Origin of the sequence: Rhizobium sp. SSA_523, assembly GCF_030435705.1 — a bacterium.
Lineage (GTDB): Bacteria > Pseudomonadota > Alphaproteobacteria > Rhizobiales > Rhizobiaceae > Neorhizobium.
Genome location: NZ_CP129381.1, coordinates 1,251,155 through 1,266,735, shown reverse-complemented (window position 1 = coordinate 1,266,735; position 15,581 = coordinate 1,251,155). Strand labels below are relative to the sequence as shown.

Genomic DNA, 15,581 nt, shown 5'->3' with positions numbered 1-15,581 from the left:
AATTGGGAACCCTCCATGACAGTAGCCGGGCGTGAGGCCGGGAGTGCGCTGGTGCTGACCGGGATCCACAAATCCTACGGTAAGGTTGCAGCCGTCAAGAACCTCGATCTGCAGGTGAAGGGCGGCGAACTCGTGGCTCTCCTGGGACCATCCGGTTGCGGCAAGACCACGACCCTGCGCATCGTCGCAGGCTTCGAGGCGCCGGATGCCGGCACAGTACGGATCGGTGACGACGACATTTCTCGGCTTCCGCCGCACAAGCGCCGGCTCGGCATGGTGTTCCAGAACTACAGCCTTTTCCCCCATCGCACTGTCGCCGAGAATATAGGCTTTGGCCTGCGCATGGCGGGAATGGGGAAGGCCGCCCGCGATGCCAAGATCGACGAGATGCTCGATCTCGTGCAATTGCAGGGCAGGGGCGATGTCTTTCCCTCGAAACTCTCCGGCGGACAGCAGCAGCGCGTGGCACTCGCGCGCTCGCTGGTGGTCAATCCAAAGGTCCTGCTTCTCGACGAGCCTCTTGGCGCCCTCGACAAGTCGCTGCGCGAAAGCATGCAGTTCGAGATCCGCGGCATGCAGCAGCGCCTCGGCATCACCGCGCTCCTGGTCACCCATGACCAGGAAGAAGCCATGTCGATGGCCGACAAGGTCGCCGTGATGAACGGCGGCCGCATCCTGCAGATCGGCGCGCCGGCAAGCATCTATGACAGGCCCGACAGCCGCTTCGTGGCGGAATTCCTCGGCGCTTCCAACATATTCGAGGGCCACGCCAGCGACGACGGATCAAACCTGATAGTCGCCGGCCCGCAGGGGCCGATGAGCTTTCACCTGCCCGAGCCGAACACGCCCGGTCAACCGCTTGTCCTGTCTGTCCGGCCGGAGCGGATGGCGCTGAAGCCCACGGAAACATCCGGCGGCTTTGCGGCGCGTGTCGTCGGCGCGGTCTTTCGCGGAAACTATGCCGCTTATCAGGTCGACGTGCCGGCACTCGGCCGCACGCTCTTCGTCTACCGCCAGGCCGATGGCCCGCTCGGTTCGACAACCTATCATCTCGGCCAGGCCGTGACGCTCGACTGGGCGCCGCAGGACGGCGTCATCGTAAGCGCGGAGTAAATGAAAAGTGACGATCATGCAGAAGAGCGGAGCGCGCATCGGGATCGACGTCGGCGGCACGTTCACGGATTTCGTGCTGTCCAATCCCCATGACGGCAGCCTGACCTATTACAAGGAGCCTTCGACGCCGGACGACCCGTCACGCGCACTGATCGAGGGCCTGCAGTCCCTGCTCCAGAAGGCCGGCCTGACATCTGGTGACGTCGGCACGCTGATGCACGGCACGACGATCGGTCTCAATGCGATCATCCAGCGCCGCGGCGCGACGATCGCGCTGGTCGTCAGCAAGGGCTATCGCGACATCCTGGAGATCGCCCGCAGTCGCATGCCGTCCTCCTTCGATTTCCACGCCAGCAAGGAAAAACCCCTCGTGCCGCGGCTGCGCATCGTCGAAATCGATGCGCGCCTGTCGGCTTCGGGCGAGGTGACGAAGGCCGCCGACGAGGCGGAACTCGATCGGGTCGCATCCGAACTGAAAGCGCTTGGCGTCGATGCCGCCGCGCTTGTCCTCATCAACGGCTATACGACGCCATCGGTCGAGATTGACATGGCCAAACGTCTTTCCGAAAAGGCCGGGGGTCTTTCAATCACCTCCGCCGCGGCAATCTGGCCCGAAATCCGCGAATATGAGCGCACGCTGGTCGCCTGCCTCAACGCCTATATCCAGCCGCTGATGCAGCGGTATTTCGCCGGCCTCAAAAAGGGGCTGGAGCGGGACGGGGTCGTGGCACCGATCCTGGTGACGGCCTCCAACGGCGGCTCGCTCAGTCTGATGTCGGCCGATGAACGTCCGGTCGAAACCATCCTGTCCGGTCCGGCCTCCGGCGTCATGGCCGCAGCCCGGCTCGCAGAAGCCGCGGACGTCACCTCCATCATCACCTTCGACATGGGCGGCACGTCCTCCGATATCGCCGTGGCCCAGGCGGGCTCGGCCGAACTCGCGACGCGCACCGATATTGGCGGCCTGCCGCTTGTTCTCCCCGTCGTCGACGTTTCGGCGATCGGCGCCGGCGGCGGATCGATCGTCTGGGTCGACGCCCATGGCCTGCTGAAGGTTGGCCCGCAGAGCGCCGGCGCCATGCCCGGCCCGGTTTCCTATGGCAGGGGCGGAGCCCAGCCGGCAGTGACCGACTGCTACCTGGCGCTCGGCTACATCGACCCGGCAGGCTTCCTTGGCGGCCGCATGAAGCTCAATGTCGATGCAGCACGCGCGGCACTCGCCGAAGTCGGCCAGCGCATCGGACTGTCGGGCGAAGACGGTGCAGCACTCGCCGCCGAAGGCGCTCTCGCGGTCACAACCGCCGGCATGGCGACGGAACTCTACAAGACACTCGCTGCCCGCGGCCTCGATCCGGCCTCGTTCGCCTTGGTTCCCTTCGGCGGTGCGGGTCCGACGCAGGCCAATCTTCTCGCCGAGGAAACCGGGATAGGCCGTATCGTCATTCCGCCGGCTGCCGGAACCTTCTGTGCGTTGGGAGCCGCCGCTGCCGATCTTCGCCGCGATTTCGTTCGCAGCCTCAGACGAGCCGTCAACGACGCCAGCGCGGCGCTGATGCTGGACGTGCTGAGGGAATTGGAAGCGGAAGGAAATGCCTGGCTCGACCGTGAAGGAGAGTCCAGCCAGGTGCGCAGGTTCGAACGCGGTGCGGATATGCGTTATGCCGGCCAGGCCTATGAGCTGCGCGTCAAGCTGGACGAAAACTGCCGCGACGCCGCCTCGATCGCGGAAGCATTCCATTCCGAGCACGAGCGCATCTATGGCTTCCGCGATACCGAGACGGAGGTCGAGCTCGGGACCGTGCGGCTTGCCGTCGTCGGCGTCAGCGAGGATATCGCCCAACCTGAGATCCCCGCAGGCACCGGCAATCCGGCTCGCAAGGGCGAGCGCAAAATCTTCCGCTCCGGGCAATGGGTGCTGGCGGGCGTCTATGACCGCAGCGCGCTCGGCGCCGGCGACCGGATCAGCGGCCCGGCGATCATCGAGCAGGACGATACCACGACGGTGCTTCTGCCCGGCTGGTCGGCCCGCGCCGATGCTTTTGGAAATCTTCATCTTGAAAGACATGCGTCATGAAGCTTGATCCCGTCACGCTCGCCATTCTCGGCAACAAGCTCGCCGCCGTCAGCGAGGAAATGTGCCTGACGCTGCAGCGCACCGGCCGGACGCTCTATGTCAAGGAAACAGCGGATTTCGCCTGCGCGCTCGCCGGGCTCGACGGCCGCTTCTTCGCCTATCCGCGGTCGATCGGCGTGTCTGGCTTCGTCGGCCTGGAATGCGCCCCCGCGATCGCTGCCGTCGGCGCACTCGAGCCGGGCGACGTCATCCTGACCAACGATCCCTATCGCTCCGAAGGGCTGGCGACGCATCTGCCCGACCTGCACATGATCGAGCCCTATTTCCATGAGGGGGCGATCGTCGCCTACGGCTGGTGTTTCGTTCATTGCTCGGATGTCGGCGGGCGCGTGCCGTCCAGCATTTCGCCCGTCAACACGGAAATCTTCCAGGAGGGCCTGCGCATTCCGCCGGTCAAGCTGATGAAGAAGGGCGAGATGAACCCCGACGTCGCGCTGTTCCTGAACGCCAACAGCCGGACGCCGGACGCCAATATGGGCGATATCCGTGCCATGCTGGCAGCGTTGGCAGCCGGTCGCCGACGGCTGGAGCAGACGATCGTCCAGCACGGTGCTGAGACGGTCGCGACCGCAGCGGTCGATCTGGTCGCCTATTCCGCCGAAAAGGCGCGCACCGTTTTGAAGCGCGTGCCCTCCGGCACCTACAGCTTCTCGGATTACCTGGACGACGATGCCGCCAGCCGCCTGCCGGTTCGTATCGCGCTTTCGGCGACGTTTGAGAATGGCGAAGTCCATCTCGATTTCACCGGCACCGATCCGCAAGTCGCCACCGCGATGAACATTCCCTCACGCGGCCGTCCGCATGCCTGGCTGACGCTGCGCGTTCTGGCGCTCGTCAACACGCTTGATCCGACCACGCCGCTCAATGTCGGCATGCTGGCACCGGTGCGGATCACTGCGCCGCTCGGCAGCCTCGTGAACCCGCAGGAACCGGCTGCGACCGGCGTTCGCCATGCCGCCGCCATTCGCGTCAACGATGTGCTGAACGGCGCGTTCGGCAAGGCCTTGCCGGACGTGATGCCGGCCGCGTCTTCCGGGACCGTGATCCCGGTCGTGATGGCGGAGCCGGACGGTCATGGCGGCCGGCGTGTGCAGGTGATCGAGCCGATGATCGGCGGCACCGGCGCCCGCAAGGGCCGGGACGGCATCGACGGCCGCGACAGCGGCATCTCCAACCTCGCCAACAATCCTGTCGAGACGGTCGAAGCCGAGCTCGGCATCGAGATCGTCAGCTACGCCCTGCGGCCCGATTCCGGCGGCGCCGGACAGTGGCGCGGCGGCTGCGGCATGGAGCTGACCTTCCGGGTCCTGACCGACGATTCCAACGTCCTCGGCCGCGGTCTCGAACGGCTGATGTTCCGGCCGTGGGGCTCGAACGGCGGCAAGCCCGGCATGCCCGGGCAGCTCATCGTCAACCGCGGCACGCCGCAGGAGCGGCATCTCGGCAAGATCGACGTGCTGACCGTCAATGCCGGTGACACGGTGACGTTTCTGACGCCCGGAGCGGGCGGTTGGGGCGATCCCTCGGAGCGAGATCCGCAGGCTGTCCTGAAGGACGTCGCCAACGGGTTCGTCACCGCCGAGGCTGCCGCCCGCGACTACGGCGTCGCGATCGCCGGCGGCGACGTCGATGCGGCGAAGACCAAAGACCTGCGCAGAGATATCGCCGCCAGCACATCCGAAAATGCCCAAGGCGTCGAGCGCGAACGCTGGGACCAGGCTTTCCCGGCCGGCGTGATGGACAGTCTCAACCGGTCGCTGGTGATGCTGCCGGGGTCCATGCGGCAGCGCCGACGCCGTGAAATCTTCGATGCCGTCCTTGCGGAACTGCCGGAAGGCTTTCCGCGGGTGGCGGCCAGCCAGAGTGCCGTTGACGCAGCGCGCCAGCGGTTGGAGGCTGCTGCAGGCAGTCTCCGCGCATGAACCAAGACGACTGACACCACCTCGTTCCAGCTTTGGAGAACTCGGATGACGATAATGAAGAGAAGACACTTCCTCGGTGGTAGCGCCATGGTAGGTGCCGGGCTGATGGCCGGAGGCTTGCCGCGGCTGGCCAATGCCCAGTCCAAGGAAATCACCGTCACCGCCTTTGGCGGCGTATGGGAAGAGGCGGTCCGCACCTGCTTCGTTGCGCCCTTCGAGGCCAAGACCAAGGCGAAAGCCAATGTTTCCCTCGGTGGCCCGCCGCAATGGCTGGCGCAGGTTGAGGCCAATCAGGCCAAGCCTCCGGTCGATGTCCTGATCATGACGCCCGACCTCGCACTCAGCGCCGCCAAGGCTGATCTGGTCGACACGTTCACGGTCGACAAGCTCCCGAACCTTGCAAAGATCCCGCAAGAACTGACGGATTCCGTCATGGGCAAGGGCACGCTGTTCGACTACGGCGTCGGCGGCATCACCTTTCACAAGGAACGCGTTTCGAACCCGCCGAAGTCCTTCGCGGAATTCGTCGATCGCGTCGCGTCCGGCGAACTCGTCGCTTCCGTGCCTTCGATCAGCTACGCCGTCACGCCGATCATGCTGATCTGGGCCATGGCCAAGGCGCTCGGCGGCGGCGTTGAAAACGTCGATCCGTTCTTCAAGGCTATGGAGAAGATGAAGGACAACCTCGTCTATTGGGGCGGCCCGAACGACTTCTTCAACCACCTCTCTTCCGGCGAGGCCGATGTCGGTATCTATTTCGACGGCCGCACCTGGAACCACTATGACAGCGGCGCGACCTGGATCGACTTCATCAACCCGGAAGAGGGCGGCTCGCTGAACGGCGTCGCCGTGCAGAAGCCGAAGAATGCCGATCCGCTGGCCTGGGATTACATCAACGAAATCCTCGACGCGCAGAACCAGACCAAGTTCGCCGACATCATGAACTACGGGGTGACGAATACCGACGTGGTCTACAGCGAAAAGCTGAAGCCGCGCATCACGCCCTGGCAAAAGACCGCCTTCCCGCCTTACGAGCAGATCGCGGAGGTCCGCAACGAATGGGTCGACCGCTGGAACCGCGAGATCGGCCGATAACCGACCTGAGGCTGCCCTTGGAAGAGGGCAGCCTGCCTTCCCCTCAACGGATGCAAGCGATGAGCGATACCAGCCTGCAACAGATCCCGCCGAGCCGGCGCAAGCGGCTGCTGACGCCGCATCTCCTTGCACTTCCGGCGGTCCTCTTTCTGGCCGTGTTCTTCGTCCTCCCGCTCTTCGACAACGGCATGCGCAGCGTCCTGTCGGAAGACGGGGGCGTCACGCTTTCGCGCTATGTCTCGCTGCTGGCGGATGGCTTCTATCTCGGCATCATCGGGCAGACCGTGGCGCTCTCGGCGGGCGTCACGATCATCTCGATCATCATCGGCTACCCCGTCGCCTACTTCCTCGTCCGAAAGGCGGGGCGCTTTGCCGGGCTGATCATCTTTCTGCTGATTGCACCGCTCCTCACCTCGATCATCATGCGCACCTTCGGCTGGCAGGTGCTGTTTGCCCGGCGCGGGCTGGTCAACAACCTGCTTGTCGATCAGCTAGGGCTGCTGTCAGCGCCGCTGCGCCTGACGAACTCGCCGGAGATCGCCGTTGCCGCGCTTGTCCATGTGCTCGTGCCCTTCATGGTGCTGTCGATCGCGACCGTGTTGCAAGGCATAGACGCGCGGCTCGAGGAGTCGGCCAAGATCCTCGGCGCCAACCGGCTTCGAACCTTCTGGGAGGTGACGCTGCCGCTGTCGCTCGACGGGATCGGCACCGGCGCCATCCTCGTCTTCATGATCGCCAATGGCAGCTTCGTCACGCTGGTGCTTCTCGGCGGCGGCCTGCAGACGCTGCCGCTGATGATCTACCAGCAATTCAACACGACGCGCGATTTCGGCACGGCGAGCGCCATGAGCACGATCCTGCTGGTCATCGCGGTCTTCTGCCTTTTCCTGCAATTGCGCCTCGTGCGCCGCAAGGGAGCCTGAGCGATGAAACGGGACTGGATCAACATCGCGCTCGCCGCCTTCGTCGTCCTCTTCTTCGTGTTCATGCTGGCGCCGATCCTGATCGTCGTTCTCGTGTCCTTTACGTCGGCGGGCTATGTTTCCTTTCCGATACCGGGCTGGTCAACCAAGTGGTTTGCGAGGATCTTCGAATACCAGCCCTTCATCGACGCGATGATCGTCAGCATCCAGATCGCCATCGGCGCGACGGTGCTCTCCTGCCTCATCGGCATTCCCGCCTCGCTCTATCTCGCGCGGTCCCGCAGTGCATGGGCGAATGCGGTGATGACCTTCCTCCTGTCGCCGCTGTCGATGCCGATGATCGTCATCGGCTTTGCCTCGCTGTTCTTCCTGTCCTGGCTCGGCGTCGGCATCTCCTTCACAGCGCTTCTGATCACCCATACGGTTGTCTGCCTGCCCTACATCGTGCGCACGGTTGCCGGTGTCTATGCCGGAATACCGCGATCCTACGAGGAGGCGGCCGCCATCCTCGGCGCCAACACGCTCCTGACCTTCTGGCACGTGACGCTGCCGCTGATCCGGCCCGGCATCATGGCGGGCTCGCTGTTTTCCTTCCTGACGTCCTTCGACAACCTGCCGATCAGCTATTTCTTCGGCAGCGCCGACACCAACACGCTGCCGGTGGTAATGCTGAGCTATCTGGAAAACCAGTTCGACCCGACGATCGCGGCGCTGAGCACGCTGCAGCTTCTCCTTGCCGTCGTCGCGCTGTTGATCGTCGATCGCGTGTACGGGATAGACAAGATGACGGTGGCGGGATGAGCCTGTATCTGCCGATCGATCACATCGTCGTCCTGGTTCAGGATCTTGGGGCAGCCGGTCATGCTTTCGAGGCGGCTGGCTTTCATGTGACGCCGGAAACCCGTCACAGCGCCGCCATGGGCACCGCCAACCGCTGCGTGATGCTCCAAGGCAGCTATATCGAAATCATGGGCATCGTCGCCGAAACGGCGGCAAACGCCACCTGGTGTGCGCTGCTGTCAGAAGGGTCAGGGATCCGGGGATTTGCGCTGCGCAGCAGCGACATCGATGCCTCGGCTCAAGAACTCGCGTCACTCGACATCCCGGCCGAGCCGGTTCGACATTTCTCGCGAATGACCGACGACGGCGAGCTGCGCTTCTCGATCACCCGCATCGATCCGGTCCGAACGCCCGGACTGCAATGCCTCCTCTGCCAGCACCACACGGCGGAGCTTCTCTGGCGGCCCGATACGATGAAACACATCAATGGCGCATCATCGCTCGTCTCGGTCACCCTGCCGCAAGCGCGATCCCTGTCCGGTTTCCCGACTGGCAACGGGGAAGGGACGGAGGTGAAGCCCGGAGGCGCCAGGCTCCTGCTCTCCGGTGCGAGGGCGATGTACAGCGATCTGCGCGACGTCTGCGGCCTCGAGGTAGAGGTGGTCGCCGCATGACATTCTGGCCGTCCGACAAGCCTTCATCTCTCTGGATGTCGCTCTCGCGCGAGACATTCGAGGCGCCGTCGCTCGAGGGCGATGCACGCGCCGATGTGGTGATCGTCGGTGGCGGGGTTTCAGGTCTTTCGACAGCCATCGAGCTTGCCCGTCGCGGACGCCGCGTGATCGTGCTGGAAGCGACGCGGGTCGGCTACGGCGCTTCAGGACGAGCCAATGGGCAGGTCATCTCGGCGCTGACCCGCCACGGGCCGGATGCCGTTCGCAAGATCTGGCCGGGAGAGCGTGGCACGCGCTTCATCCAGCTGGTGAAGGGCGCGGCCGACCGGCTGTTCGATCTGGTGGACCGATACGGCATTGATTGCGATGCAAGGCGCAACGGCTGGCTGCAGCCGGCCCATACACCGGGACGTGCGAAACGGGTCGCAGGACTTGCCGCTCAATGGGCCGCCACCGGCGCGCCGGCAGCCGCCCTGTCCGCCGAGGACGCCGCGCGGCAGCTGGGGACGGATGTCTATTTCGGGGGATGGGAACACCGGGGCGGCGGCCATATCAATCCATACGCTTTCACCTGCGGTCTTGCCCGCGCCGCCGTATCCGAAGGTGCCGTCGTTTACGAAGAAAGCCCGGCAATGCGGCTTGAGCGTGATGGCGACGGCTGGATCGTGGAAACCCCGAAAGGACGCGTCCGCGCGCCAAAGGTGGCCCTGACGACGGCCGCCTATACGGGCGACCTATGGCCGGAACTGCGCCGCTCGATCGTCCCGGTGACCTCCTATCAGGCGGCGACCGATCCGCTGGGTCATCTGGCCGAGACGATATTGCCGAATGACGAGGCCTCGTCCGACACGCGCATGGACCTTCGCTACTTCCGGAAGGACCGCGAAGGGCGGCTCGTCTCCGGGGGTGCGCTCGCCATCCAGTTTGCCGCGGCGCGGCGCTTGCCGGCAATGGTCGGACGGCGGCTGAAGGAGATGTTTCCGGCCTTGCCGGATAACCCGATGACCTCTTTCTGGGGCGGCCGCATCGCCATGACCACCGACCGGTTGCCACGCCTTCACCGGCGCGGCGACGGGATCTGCGCCTGGATCGGCTGCAACGGCCGCGGGCTGGCTCTCGCCTGCGCGATGGCTCCGGTTCTCGCCGATGCGATCGAGGGCGTCTCGGACGACGAACTCGCCCTTCGTCCGAGCCCGCCGCCTCAGGTGCCGTTTCACGCCTTCGTTTCGCGCGCCGCGCGGCTGATCCTGCCCTGGTACCGGTTCAGGGACAGCCGCGAGATCTGACAGTTTAGGTGCCGAGGGCATCAAGGAGACATCATGACTTTCTCTCTCTCCGCGTTCGACCGCAAGACCGGCATGTTCGGCATCGCCGTCGCGAGTTCGAGCATCGCCGTCGGCAACAGATGCCCATGGGCCAAAGCGGGCGCCGGCGTCATCGCGACCCAGCACCGCACCGATATCCGCTGCGGCCCGCTCGGGCTGGATCTCCTCGGCAAGGGTTTTTCGGCGCGGGAGACGGTCGACATTCTCGTGGCCGGAAGCGAGCATCCCAACCTTCGGCAATTTGCCGCAGTGGATAGGGACGGGCGGACTGCCTACTTCAACGGCCCGGATATCGAGTCCATCGCAACCGCGCATGAGGGCGACGCTTGCGTCTCCGTCGGCAATTTCATGGCGAATACCGAAGTCACGGCAGCAATGGTCCGCGGCTATGAGGCAAGCGGGTCGACCATCTTCGCCGAGCGGCTCCTCGCCTCGCTTGATGCCGGTGTCGCCGCCGGCGGCGAGACCCAGCCGGCCATGGCGGCGGCTTTGCTCATCGTCGACAAGCATGCCTGGCCGCTGGTTGACCTGCGCGTCGATTTCGAGCGCGACCCGGCCATGCGGCTACACGCGCTATGGCGCACTTACGAGCCGATCGTCGACAGGTTCGTCACCCAGGTCCTGGAACCGGCGACCCTCAAACCTTTGATCAACTCAGCCCTGCAGGTCTGAGCGAGAATGGGGGCGCTACGCCGCGTCCGCCAAGTCGATCCCCCCATAAAGTTCAGTGCATGACGCGGATCTGCTGGCGCTGACCGATGCGAGCCGCAGGGCCTTTCCCATGCGCTACGGGCGCTGATTGCAAAGCGCGCCTCCGAACGGCCCGGCGATATGGGGACGATCCGTGCGATGATCATTTCACGCACTGCGAGAATTTATTCGTCGCTAAATGATCGCATGAGGGAGCGGTCAGGCTCATGAGGCAGCCTGAATTGAATCGGTCATAATATCGATACCGCGGTCGATTTCCTCGTCTGAGACTGTCAGTGGCGGCGCGATGCGGAACACGCCACCCATTCCGGGCAACTTGACGATATTCATGCTCAATCCCCGCCGCATCGCCTCTTCCATGATCTTGGCACCGAGAGCAAATCCGGGTGCTTTGGTTTGCCGATCTGCTACGATCTCCAGACCCATCAAAAGGCCGCGTCCGCGTACATCGCCGATGCATTCGAACCTCTGTTGAAGGGAGACAAGTCCGGCTCTCAACCTCGCGCCACGCTCGATTGCGGCAGCGACAAGACCCTCTCGTTCCACAACGTCCAGAACAGTGACTCCCACGGCGGCCAGAAGTGGATCGGAGACGTGCGTGGTGTAGAACAGATATCCTTTTTCGAAGGCTTTTTGCTCGATCGCCTCCGTCGTCATGACTGCAGCCAGCGGCAGGCCGGCGCCAAGCGTTTTCGAGAGGGTCAGGATGTCGGGAGTAACGCCGTCCCTTTGGAACGCGAACATGTGTCCGGTTCTTCCCACGCCTGTCTGGGCCTCATCCAGAATGAGAAGCATGCCGCGCTCCTCGCACTTTTGCTTGAGAGCAGCAAGATAACCCACCGGAAGTTCCAGAATTCCACCACTCGACAGAATTGGTTCGGCTATGAAGGCCGCAAGATTTCCCGTCGACTGATTGTCGATCAGTGCGAACGCATCATCCAGCTCGGTTTGCCAATCATTCGTGCCGTCTGGCTTTGTAAACCGGGGACGGTAAGAGTTAGGGGCAGGGATCACGAGAGACCCTGCAGCCGTCGGCCCGTATCCGCGACGCCCCGCGCTATAGGTCGCGGCGGCGGCGGCACCCGTCATGCCATGCCAGCTCTGCGCGAAGGCAACCACTTCATGTCCGCCGGTCACGAGTTTGGCCATGCGAATGGCAGCCTCGTTGGATTCCGCTCCCGTCGTCAGCAACTGCACACGATCGAGACCAGGCGCGAGCGCCGCAAGACGTGAGGCCAGTTCCACCACCGGACGCGAGAGCATGCCGCTAAAGAGATGCGCAACCGAGCGCATCTGTCGATCGACCGTCGCAACGATGTCCGGATGGGTATGGCCGAGGAGGGCACTCATCTGCCCTGACGTAAAGTCCAGTATGGGACGGTCGTCGGCGTCATACACGTAGCTTCCGCTCGCACGCTCGACGATGATGCTCTCGAAGCTTGGCCCGTACCGCGTGAGGTGCCTGTTCGCTTGATGCCAGAAACTTTGTTCGCGGTTGAGAGACACCGATCGCTCCTTCGTTTGCAATGAAGAAAAAACTATGCGGTGTTCTCCTTGCAGGCAAATTGATATAATTTCACGCCGATATCAAACAAATCGATGGCCATGACTCTTGATCTTTCAGTCCTGAGAAACTTCGCAGTGGTGGCCCGATCCGGCTCAATAAGTGTGGCGTCCCAGCAAGTGGGGCGTACGCAATCGGCATTGAGCATGCAGATGCAGCGCCTTGAAGGAATGATCGGACAGGTTTTGCTCCATAGGAGCGGATCCGGTGTCCGCCTGACGTCAGCCGGCGAAAAGCTGCTTATGCATGCAGAAGCGCTTCTTGCCCAGCATGACGAGCTGTTGGCGACGATGAGCGGCTCTACTTTGCAGGGCTCTGTCAGTCTGGGCTGTCCGGAAGACTACTCCATCGCTTTCCTTCCCTCCGTCCTGAACGGCTTCTTCGAACGGCATCCGGATGTCGAACTGCGAATGGTTTGCGCGCCGACTACCGAGCTGAGGCCAATGCTGAGAAGAAGACAGATTGAGCTCGGTATCGTCTCGCTTTCGGAATTGGCGAGTCCAGAGATCATCAGGCGCGAGGATTTCGTGTGGGTGGCAAATTCGTCCAAGCCAGCTATTCTGGATCGGCCGATCCTGCCGCTTGCCCTTTCCGCACCTGCCACGCTCGATTACCGGGCAGCCTGCGATGTCATGGAGGCGTCAAACCGCCAGTACCGCGTCGCCTTTGCAAGCAATAGTCTCGCGGGTCTGACAGCGATCGCTCGGTCAGGCCACGCCATTAGCGTGTTCACGAGGACTGCCGTTCCGCCGGATCTCTTCGTCATCACGGACGGACTGCCCGCGCTTCCCACCATAGGACTATCGGTCGAGTTTGGAGAGAGCCGGCCTTCGGTCATTGCGAAGGCTCTTGCCGAACATATTCGCTCGACTCTTCCCAGCCTGTAAAGGTTTAGGACCTGCATCGGACGGAGGGGAAGGCCGTCCGGCTGCAACACCAGGCAGGCCACGTTGTGATGCTGGCGGTGGAGGGCCATGGTCAGGTCCCTCCAGAGTTTCCAGAAATTGATGTTGACGAGGGTGCCGCGAATTCCCCGCTGATGTCGGTGGGTTTCGATCCGGTGCCATGGCTGGCCGATGCCTGGCTGGCGCGGCTATCCACCGTGGTCGTCACTGTCTGGGAGAAGACGGGCTGGCATGCCGTCCTCTATCTGGCCTATATCCAGTCCATTCCCAAGGACTTCTACGAATCCGCCCGGATCGATGGTGCCAATGCCTTCGCGCGCTTTCGTTACCTGACCCTGCCGCTGCTGGTCCCGGCCATCACGGTCAGCCAGATGCTGTTGTTGACCGGCGGTTTGAAGGTGTTTGACCTGCCCTACACTCTGACCAAGGGCGGCCCGGGGTTTGCGACGACGACCATTTCCCAGGTCATCATCCGGCGCGGCTTGGGCGAGGCAAAGTTTGGCGAAGCCTCTGCCCTGGCCGTCGTGTTCATGCTGATGGTGCTGGTGGTTGTGATGGTGCAACTTGTCATTTCGCGGCGGCTGGAAAGGAACGTGGCATGACCGGTCGGCGCAAGTGGATTTCGGGCGGTCTGAGCGCCGTGATGCTGATGCTGGCAGCCGCCGTGGGCCTGCCCTTCTATTACATCGTGGTCAACACGGTGAAGACCCCGCAGGAAACCGGCGCAGCACCGCTTGGCCTGCCGTCTCATCTGTACCTGGACAATTACGTGACTGTCTTCCAGTCGATCCCGATCCTGCAGAGCTTCCTGAACACGCTGTATCTGACCGTGGTTTCAGTCCTTTTGATGCTGCTGGTGGGGTCGATGGCGGCCTACGGCATGATCATGCGGCAGACCTGGATCAACCGCACCTTCGGGGCAGCATTGGTGCTTGCCTTCATGGTACCGTTCCAGTCCACGCTGATCCCGCTCTATCAAATGCTGGCGCGGGTGCATCTGGTGGATTCACTCAACGGTCTGGTGGTGATGTACAGTGCGGGGTCGATATTCTGCTATTTCCTGATCCTGGGTTACATGAAGACCGTGCCTTTCGAGATCGTCGAGGCGGCACGGATCGACGGGTGTGGCACCTTTGGCATCTACTGGCGTATCATCCTGCCGCTGATCCGACCCATCCTGATCACGGTCGCGGTGTTTCAGACGATGTGGGTCTGGAACGACTTCATCACGCCGACCGTGTTCCTCAGCTCGGCCAGCAACAAGACACTCGTGTTGCAGGTCTATTCGGCCGTCGGGCAATTCTCCGTCAACTGGCCCGCTTTCATGACCCTCACCGTCATCGTGCTGTTCCCGGTCGTCGTGTTCTTTGTCGCCATGCAAAAGCACATCGTCGATGGACTGGTCAGCGGCGGCATCAAGGGGTGAAGGAACCCTTGTCCCGCGTCTCCGGCGGCCCCACGCCTATCACTCGCCCGCTCGGAACATCAGCATTCGCAGCGCGTGATCGCGCGATATGATTCCCTGGCGTGTATACATTGCGGAGCAGAACAGCCGCGGAAACGCAGAAAATTTGGCCCGTACAATTATTTCCTTTCCGAAAATAAAAACGCATGTATACATTGACGGAGGAGGAGATTGGGAATGGGAAAGACCGTCGTGTCAGATCTGACGCAAGGCACCACGCAGACAATGCGTGCCGTGCTTACCTTGCGTGACATGATTGCCAATGGGCAGCTGCAAGACGATACGCGCTATACGGAGGTGCAGCTTGCGGATCTTTTGTCCATGTCGCGCACCCCAATCCGCGCAGCCTTGCAGAAGCTGACCGATGAGGGCGTTCTGCAGGCCATGCCTGCTGGCGGCTATACCGTCCGCCGCTTTCTTCCCTCGGAAATCAATGAAGCCATCGAGATCCGCGGCATGCTGGAAGGGCTCTGTGTCCGGCTTTTGGCCGAGCGTGGGGTCGACGCGCAGGTTCTGGCGGACATGGGGCACGTCTGCGACGGGATTGAAGCCGCCTTGATCAGCCCCGTCTTCAACGAGCAGTCGATCATCACCTATTCCCGCCTGAACGCCGAATTCCACAAGATCTTCGTCGAGGCGTGCAACAGCCAGCTCCTGCAGCAGGAGCTGGCCCGCGCCAATGCGCGACCCTTCGGATCCGCCAGCGCGCTCGTCGGCATCCATACGCCGGACGAGGCGGCGCGGCGGCATCTCTGGATCGGGCATGATCAGCACCGTGCGGTCATCGATGCCATTGCCACCCGGCAGGGTGGTCGGGCCGAGCAGATCATGCGCGAGCATGCCCGTCTGTCACAACGCAATCTGACACGCGCCCTCAATGCGCGCCATCTTCTGGATGGTCTGGAGGGGGCAACACTGATCCGCCAGTCCGGGAGCTAGCCGGGCCGGGGCCACACTTGGCGATTGGGAG

14 protein-coding genes are annotated in these 15,581 nt (G+C 63.1%); 13 read left to right on the top strand and 1 reads right to left on the bottom strand.

Annotated elements, in window-relative coordinates:
• The first annotated feature begins 15 nt into the window (after nucleotides 1-15).
• Genes QTJ18_RS07000 through QTJ18_RS06960 form a run of 9 tightly spaced genes read left to right on the top strand, consistent with a single transcriptional unit; the run spans nucleotide 16 to nucleotide 10,638 of the window.
• Nucleotides 16-1,113, top strand: a complete 1,098-nt coding sequence (locus tag QTJ18_RS07000; RefSeq protein ID WP_252754166.1) for an ABC transporter ATP-binding protein — start codon at nucleotides 16-18, stop codon at nucleotides 1,111-1,113.
• 16 nt (nucleotides 1,114-1,129) lie between these two features.
• Nucleotides 1,130-3,187: a hydantoinase/oxoprolinase family protein gene (locus tag QTJ18_RS06995; protein ID WP_252754226.1), complete on the top strand. Its 2,058-nt coding sequence runs from the start codon at nucleotides 1,130-1,132 to the stop codon at nucleotides 3,185-3,187.
• Nucleotides 3,184-5,169 carry a hydantoinase B/oxoprolinase family protein gene (locus QTJ18_RS06990; protein WP_252754167.1) on the top strand — a complete coding sequence of 662 codons (1,986 nt, stop codon included), beginning with the start codon at nucleotides 3,184-3,186 and terminating at the stop codon, nucleotides 5,167-5,169. The genes QTJ18_RS06995 and QTJ18_RS06990 overlap by 4 nt, the downstream gene beginning before the upstream one ends.
• Before the next feature lie 54 nt (nucleotides 5,170-5,223).
• Nucleotides 5,224-6,264, top strand: coding sequence for an ABC transporter substrate-binding protein (locus QTJ18_RS06985; RefSeq protein WP_252754168.1), 1,041 nt, complete (start codon nucleotides 5,224-5,226; stop codon nucleotides 6,262-6,264).
• 59 nt (nucleotides 6,265-6,323) lie between these two features.
• Nucleotides 6,324-7,187, top strand: coding sequence for an ABC transporter permease (locus tag QTJ18_RS06980; RefSeq protein ID WP_252754169.1), 864 nt, complete (start codon nucleotides 6,324-6,326; stop codon nucleotides 7,185-7,187).
• Between the two features lie 3 nt (nucleotides 7,188-7,190).
• Nucleotides 7,191-7,988, top strand: coding sequence for an ABC transporter permease (locus QTJ18_RS06975; protein WP_252754170.1), 798 nt, complete (start codon nucleotides 7,191-7,193; stop codon nucleotides 7,986-7,988).
• On the top strand, nucleotides 7,985-8,641 hold the full coding sequence (locus tag QTJ18_RS06970) for a VOC family protein (RefSeq protein ID WP_252754171.1): 657 nt from the start codon (nucleotides 7,985-7,987) through the stop codon (nucleotides 8,639-8,641). The genes QTJ18_RS06975 and QTJ18_RS06970 overlap by 4 nt, the downstream gene beginning before the upstream one ends.
• On the top strand, nucleotides 8,638-9,927 hold the full coding sequence (locus tag QTJ18_RS06965) for an NAD(P)/FAD-dependent oxidoreductase (protein WP_252754172.1): 1,290 nt from the start codon (nucleotides 8,638-8,640) through the stop codon (nucleotides 9,925-9,927). Before QTJ18_RS06970 ends, QTJ18_RS06965 begins: the two co-directional genes overlap by 4 nt.
• 33 nt (nucleotides 9,928-9,960) lie before the next feature.
• Nucleotides 9,961-10,638 (top strand): DUF1028 domain-containing protein, encoded by a 678-nt coding sequence (locus tag QTJ18_RS06960; protein ID WP_252754173.1) that lies wholly within the window; start codon nucleotides 9,961-9,963, stop codon nucleotides 10,636-10,638.
• Between the two features lie 243 nt (nucleotides 10,639-10,881).
• Here the strand turns inward: QTJ18_RS06960 and QTJ18_RS06955 are convergent, their stop codons facing one another.
• Entirely contained in the window at nucleotides 10,882-12,183 is a 1,302-nt protein-coding gene (locus QTJ18_RS06955) for an aspartate aminotransferase family protein (protein WP_252754174.1), read from the bottom strand.
• 99 nt (nucleotides 12,184-12,282) lie between these two features.
• Between QTJ18_RS06955 and QTJ18_RS06950 the strand changes: the two genes are divergently transcribed.
• From QTJ18_RS06950 to QTJ18_RS06935, 4 genes are all read left to right on the top strand, one after another.
• Entirely contained in the window at nucleotides 12,283-13,128 is an 846-nt protein-coding gene (locus QTJ18_RS06950; RefSeq protein ID WP_252754227.1) for a LysR substrate-binding domain-containing protein, read from the top strand.
• A 68-nt stretch (nucleotides 13,129-13,196) separates the two neighbouring features.
• Nucleotides 13,197-13,748: a carbohydrate ABC transporter permease gene (locus tag QTJ18_RS06945; protein WP_252754175.1), complete on the top strand. Its 552-nt coding sequence runs from the start codon at nucleotides 13,197-13,199 to the stop codon at nucleotides 13,746-13,748.
• Nucleotides 13,745-14,572 carry a carbohydrate ABC transporter permease gene (locus tag QTJ18_RS06940; protein WP_252754176.1) on the top strand — a complete coding sequence of 276 codons (828 nt, stop codon included), beginning with the start codon at nucleotides 13,745-13,747 and terminating at the stop codon, nucleotides 14,570-14,572. The genes QTJ18_RS06945 and QTJ18_RS06940 overlap by 4 nt, the downstream gene beginning before the upstream one ends.
• Before the next feature lie 216 nt (nucleotides 14,573-14,788).
• On the top strand, nucleotides 14,789-15,550 hold the full coding sequence (locus tag QTJ18_RS06935) for a GntR family transcriptional regulator (protein WP_252754177.1): 762 nt from the start codon (nucleotides 14,789-14,791) through the stop codon (nucleotides 15,548-15,550).
• The last annotated feature ends 31 nt before the right edge of the window (nucleotides 15,551-15,581 follow it).